Here is a 5,476-nt window from a genome sequence, read left to right as displayed (position 1 = left end):
ACTACGCAGTCAGCTAACCTCACCGGGAGTGAGGTTGGGCGATAAGCGGAACTGAAGCGGAAGTGTCTCCTGTTCAGTAGTTTACGCCGATTCGAATGGGTTCCTTATGCAACTGGCGGGTCCATCTTCTCGATTGCTAGTCGGATCCCATAGGGTCCGCGGAATTCCTTAATGTTCCCCAGCAGTTCCGCAATCTGCTTTCGATAGGCAAGAACAATCAGCAGAACTGTAGCAGGCCAGGCCAGGCTTTGGATCACTGGTACGACTTGGTCGAAATTCATTGATTCTCCGCTGTAGCGTTTGGGCTAGATGGCCGGCTGGCACTGAACCTTGAACACTCTACATGACATCGCCATGCAGCTCCGCCCATTGATCATCCCACCTCCCGATGTCAAATAGAGCGCGCTTGGACGAAGCCGCGGCCTGAGCGGCTGTTCCGACCATGGGGATTCAATAGGTTTTTGCGACAGGAGGAGAGCGGGACACGCAACCGCAGGAGCCTGCCAGTGGCTCGCGACTCTCTTCTCGGATACTGCTTCACGGTCACCCCCCGAGCGCGAATCTATACTGCGGCGATTGCTAGAGTGAAATCATACCGCAAGTTTTGATCACAGCCCATCCCTCCCGAAGTTCAGTAGTGCCCTGACCTGTAACTTGCTCGGCTTGAGGGCTACTATTCCCTACTCGCGAGCACCTCGAAGGTGGTCACTCCCGCGAACGCGGGAGTCCACGCGCTGGTGAGGAGTGACCGTTGAGTTTCCCCGGAATGGGCTGACTTCAGGTACCTCCGGTCTGGATAGGAAGTATTCACTCCCCAGTCCCGCGTGGATTCCCGCCTCCGCGGGAATGACGAAGGGAGTGACGGAGAGGATGAGGGCAGTAGGAAAGGATCGCGGTCTCGGCACCTCCGCCCGGGGATCCAATCCCCGGGCTACTCAAACACCGCCAGCTCCGCTGGCTCCGGACGGGAGGCTATGGATGAGTAGACTCTGGGAGCCGGATTCATCCGGCGGCGTCCTGGGTAGCCCCGGGATTGATCCCGGGGCGGGGCCTTGTGTTTCGCCCTTGATGATCCGTCAATCCCCGGGCGGTGCCGACACTAGTTTGAATCTCGCGAAGACTCCGAGGCCGCCACCGCAGGCTAAAGTCGGAGCAAGAAATGCGCGGAGCTGTCTGAACGGTAGCGAGTTTCCGTGCGCCACTCCGACGCGATTGCCTCCGGTGGCTAGCAGTGTCGAGGCCTGAGCAAATTCAGACGAGCAGCCGTGGTGAAAATACCCTCGACCGCAAGGACCTAATTCTCATCCTCGCGGGTGATTCGAGAAGCATCCCCGACTCCTAGGAGCTTGCTGAACAACCCGCGTCGCGCTCCGAACGGCTCTTTTCGGCCGAATCTTCCTTGTCGAACCTCGACGATCCCCGAATCGCCTGCGGTTCTCCGCCTCGATTCTGCTCGAAAATTTCTCGCTCTCGCTTGCGACTGACTTTTTCAGCAAGCTCCCTGGAGCCTGTCCTGTCAGGATAGTGGAGCTTCCTCGCCACATTCGAGCCCAGGCGGCACTGCAGAGCCCCGGAGGGGCGGAGGCATCTAGCCCGGGGCGCAAGCCCCGGGTGTGCGATCCGAAGAATTCCCAAGCCCCGGAGGGGCGACAGCAACTACCCGGAATCCATTGCCACTGCCCCCTCGGAGCAAGAAACTGAGTGAGTTCAAGCAGCGCTACGCGGCAGAGTTCTCTCCCGGCTCAAGTTGCCACAATCTCCAGGCCGCCGAGACTCCGCGATCTAGTAGTTGTCCCGTCCGCAGAGCCCAATTCCACCCCGACCAGACTCCAGCCAGCCTCCTTCGATTGGCAGACTGCCGGCCGGTCCCTAGTAAGGAGGAATCCCCAAGCCCCTCCCCCGCTCGCAGACAATGTGTCCATCGCACCCACCCCACCCCGAAGTTTCCTCCACCAATGCGCCACGTGCTCATCGAAACGCGCAGCGAGCCACAGTCATTCAAGAAGTTTCGACTTGGAGCACTTTCCGTGTAGACTTGGGGTCTCTTTCACTAGACGACACGAGCAGGAGCGCGGATTTTGAAATCTCTTCAGAGGGAGATCAGTAGGAGTCTGGTCGAGGCGCTGGATCGGGAGATCCGGAGCCGGGGGCGGGGGGCTATCTCGAAGTTGGAGCAGGCTTTAGGGCAAAGCACCGGCTGGTGGCTCTACCACGCCAACAGTGGGAATCTGAACCTCCACTGCTTCCTGGCTGCTCTCGACCACCTGGGCCTGGACCCGGTCTTGTTCATTCGGCGCCATCTGGACGATGACGACACTCTGCACTTCGACCGCCCCCAAGGGCCGGCTCCGGAGCTGGTGGCCGTAGCGAAGAAGCGGTTCCGCGAGCAGATCCCGGGCACAGGCGTCGGGAAAGCACTGCTCGAAAGCTTGGACGAGCGGAGGCGCACGGAGCCGGAGAAGGCCTTCCAGCTTGCGCTGATGGCGGTCGAGCACGTGGAGCTCGAGCTGCTCCCCATGCTCTGCGGCGTCATCGGTTCGGCGCTCCGACTCCTCCTCCGGCTGGACGAAGCGGCACATTGGCTACAGCTGGGCCTGCGAGAGACGGCCCGAAGTGGCGACATCCTCTCTCACGGGCATCTGCTACGGCGGTACTCCTATGTGCTGATGGAGAGGACAGAGCTTCCGGAAGCGGTTCGGGCCGCGGAGAAGGCGACGCTGCTGCTCTTACAGGCTGGCGACGAGGTAGGGAGTGCCAAGGGCTGGGTCGAACAGGGCATGTGGTACCTGTACCTCAACCGAAACGACTCTTCTAAGCGATGCTTAGAGCTAGCCTTGAACTACCTCCCTAGCGAAGAACAAAGGTACCGTTGCACGGCACACCACTGTCTTGGCCTGGTCGCCCAGCAACAGGGGGACCTAGAAACCGCGCTGAGATACATCAAGATTGCAGCTTCGGAAGCGCCAGACAAAGAGAAGCGAGATCGAGCCAAGTTCTTATGGTTGGCCGGTCGGATCCAGGCCGATCTCGGGGAAGTCGAGGCCGCGATCACAACGCTCTCCAAAGCAATCCGGATCCTGCATGACCTCCATCCGGGAGAGGCGGCTCTCGCGACCTGTGACCTAGTGGCCACGTACCTCCGAGCGGGCCGCTGCTCAGAGGCTTTCACCACCGCCCACTCGATGGTTGCCCTGCTCGAACCGCTGAAGAAGAACCGCATCGTATCCCGAGCCATCGCCGAGCTGCTGCGAGCGGGCAAAGAGGGGCTCTCGCTCGCCCTCATCGAGCGGGTGACCACCCGCATCGAGGGTGAGCGAAAAAAGCCCAAGACCTGGAGACAACTGCGACTCTCTTCGAAAGCCGCCTAAGCCTCCAGGTCAGGCTTTCTCAGGATGAGACCGAAGGAATCTCAGAACCCTGCCCTCGCCAACTCACCTCCCATCGGGCTCGAGAGTCGGACCGGCAAACGCCCCATCGGGCTCAAGCCCCGGGCCAGCGCTCCGGCCATCCGGCTCCAAGGTAGGGCCACCGAGCAATCCATCCGGCTCAGTCCCCGGGCCGCCCAGCAAACCGTCCGGCTCAAGAGCTGGACCACCGTCCGTAGTCCCTCCGGAATCGAGCTGAGTCGATGAATTGGATCCCTCAGCAAACCACCCCTTCACAAAGCCAAGCACCACCTCACCAAGCTCGCTCACCCAGGCCGGTCCAGCCTTCACCCCACCGGACGGCACCTCCGCCGCCGCGGTGAATCCAACGAAGCTCATCGAGAGCGTAAGACACACGATCAGAAGAATGCTGCGCATAACTCCTCCATGCGCAGGGCCAGAGCCCAAGCAACATCGCCCGCGCCCTCCCTGCCTGCGCCCTACGCTACGCCCTGGACGAAAGGAGCTCCAAACCCCAGCGATTGCGCCAAGCGCAGCGGAAACCTACCCCGAAAGGTATTTCTCGAAGGGTAGACAGCATTTTCGCAACTGCCTCTCTTGCCCTATTTGACGGATCAACTTCGACTGGCTAGCGTGAACGGTTCTGCACCCCACTCACGAAATAGGCGCCTGCAACGCCGTGTCGGAGCTGAGCCGCCACCTGGAACGGCAGCTGGCCTGACACGGGGAAAGGTAGAAACTCACCCAAAAACCACCCTCCCCTGAGAGGTTCCCGCCCCCCACCGCACTGGCCCATCAACGCCGGTCATCAACCCAAGCACTCGGGAACCCCACAGGAGGGCAGCATCCAATGCCATTCGTACTTCTTCAGACCCCAAGCGGACAGTATCTGAGCGTCACATCCAAGATCGACCTGCCGGAGGCGGAGTCGCCGTTTGAGCGGGGGCAGAGCACAGAGGTCTCCGTACACCTCACCGTGGAGGCGACGGCCGAGCCGACGGCGTGGCTGGTCGAGGAGCGGGGAGAGAACCAGGTGGTGCTGCGGGAGGCGGGGGTTGGGCACTACCTGACGGCGGTGGATGGAGGCGGTAGCGGGCTGACGGTGGAGGGGGAGGAGGGGAAATTTCAGATCTTCACCCGGGCGCCCCGGGGCGAGGACGGCGAGCGGTGGGCGCTGATGGCTCCGGACGGGCAACACTATTTGTCCGAGACCAAAGACGGAGAGCTGGGGGCCGGGACTACGAAGCTGGACTCTGCGGCGGAATTCCTGATCACCGACGTGTCTCCTCTCAGCGATCCTGCGGAGGGGGGAGGACATTCCCACGTCTGCTGCTGCGGCCCGGTTCCGGCGACTCTCGAGCCCCCGAGCGAGCCTGAGCATCCGCAGGAGGGTGAACACGACAGCGGAGGGCCCGGAGGGTTGTGGGACGACGAGTCGCACCAGGGGCTACTGCATCGGGGCATCGCGCTGATCTCGGGTTTCGACACGCCGGACGTGCGGCAATTCCTCGAGATCTGGCGGAGTTTTCCAGCTTCGGATAGTCGCCGGCCCGGCGCACCGAAATCGGACAAATTCAAATTTGCCGGTGGCCAGGTCTTCCAGGGGCTCTACGAGGCGGATTATGTGGAACGGTACATCGACCGGTGGAACCCTCTGGATTGGCCACATCCATACTCGTACCGCACGCACTTCTACGACTCGAAGAAACGGACCAACTACCTCAGCAAGAATACTGCCGCCATTGCCGCCATCCGGGCCGGCTTGCTGGCCCGGGGCAAGGATCGGCACACGCTGAATCACATGACGGCCTTGACCGAGGGCCAGCGCTACTTCAACCAGGCCGTGCACTTCGGCCGCCGCCTGGTGCGCTTCGGCAGGGGTCGCAAGCCGGAGGATCTGCGGCAGGCCGGCTACTACCTGGGCTTGTGCCTGCACTTCCTCACCGACCTCACCCAATCCATGCACGCGGACAACTACACCGCCGTCGATCTCTGGCCGGAGAGGGGCTGGGGCCTCGACTTTCATGGAACCTTCGAGAGCTTCATGGACGCCCGGCCCGAAGGCCGGCCGTGGGATGAATCGGTGGCGG

The 5,476-nt window shown here is 61.8% G+C and carries 2 protein-coding genes; both read left to right on the top strand.

Annotation, left to right across the window (positions count from 1 at the left end; translation table 11 throughout):
- The first annotated feature begins 2,078 nt into the window (after nt 1–2,078).
- Nucleotides 2,079–3,368, top strand: a complete 1,290-nt coding sequence (locus tag SX243_24900) for a tetratricopeptide repeat protein (GenBank protein MDY7096227.1) — start codon at nt 2,079–2,081, stop codon at nt 3,366–3,368.
- 868 nt (nt 3,369–4,236) lie between these two features.
- The coding region (locus tag SX243_24895) for a hypothetical protein (protein MDY7096226.1) at nt 4,237–5,476 on the top strand (1,240 nt) is incomplete at its 3' end.

It is taken from the genome of Acidobacteriota bacterium (assembly GCA_034211275.1).
Lineage (GTDB): Bacteria > Acidobacteriota > Thermoanaerobaculia > Multivoradales > JAHZIX01 > JAGQSE01.
The sequence above is the reverse complement of the archived record's forward strand: the minus strand, read 5'-3'. Positions and strand labels throughout refer to the sequence as shown.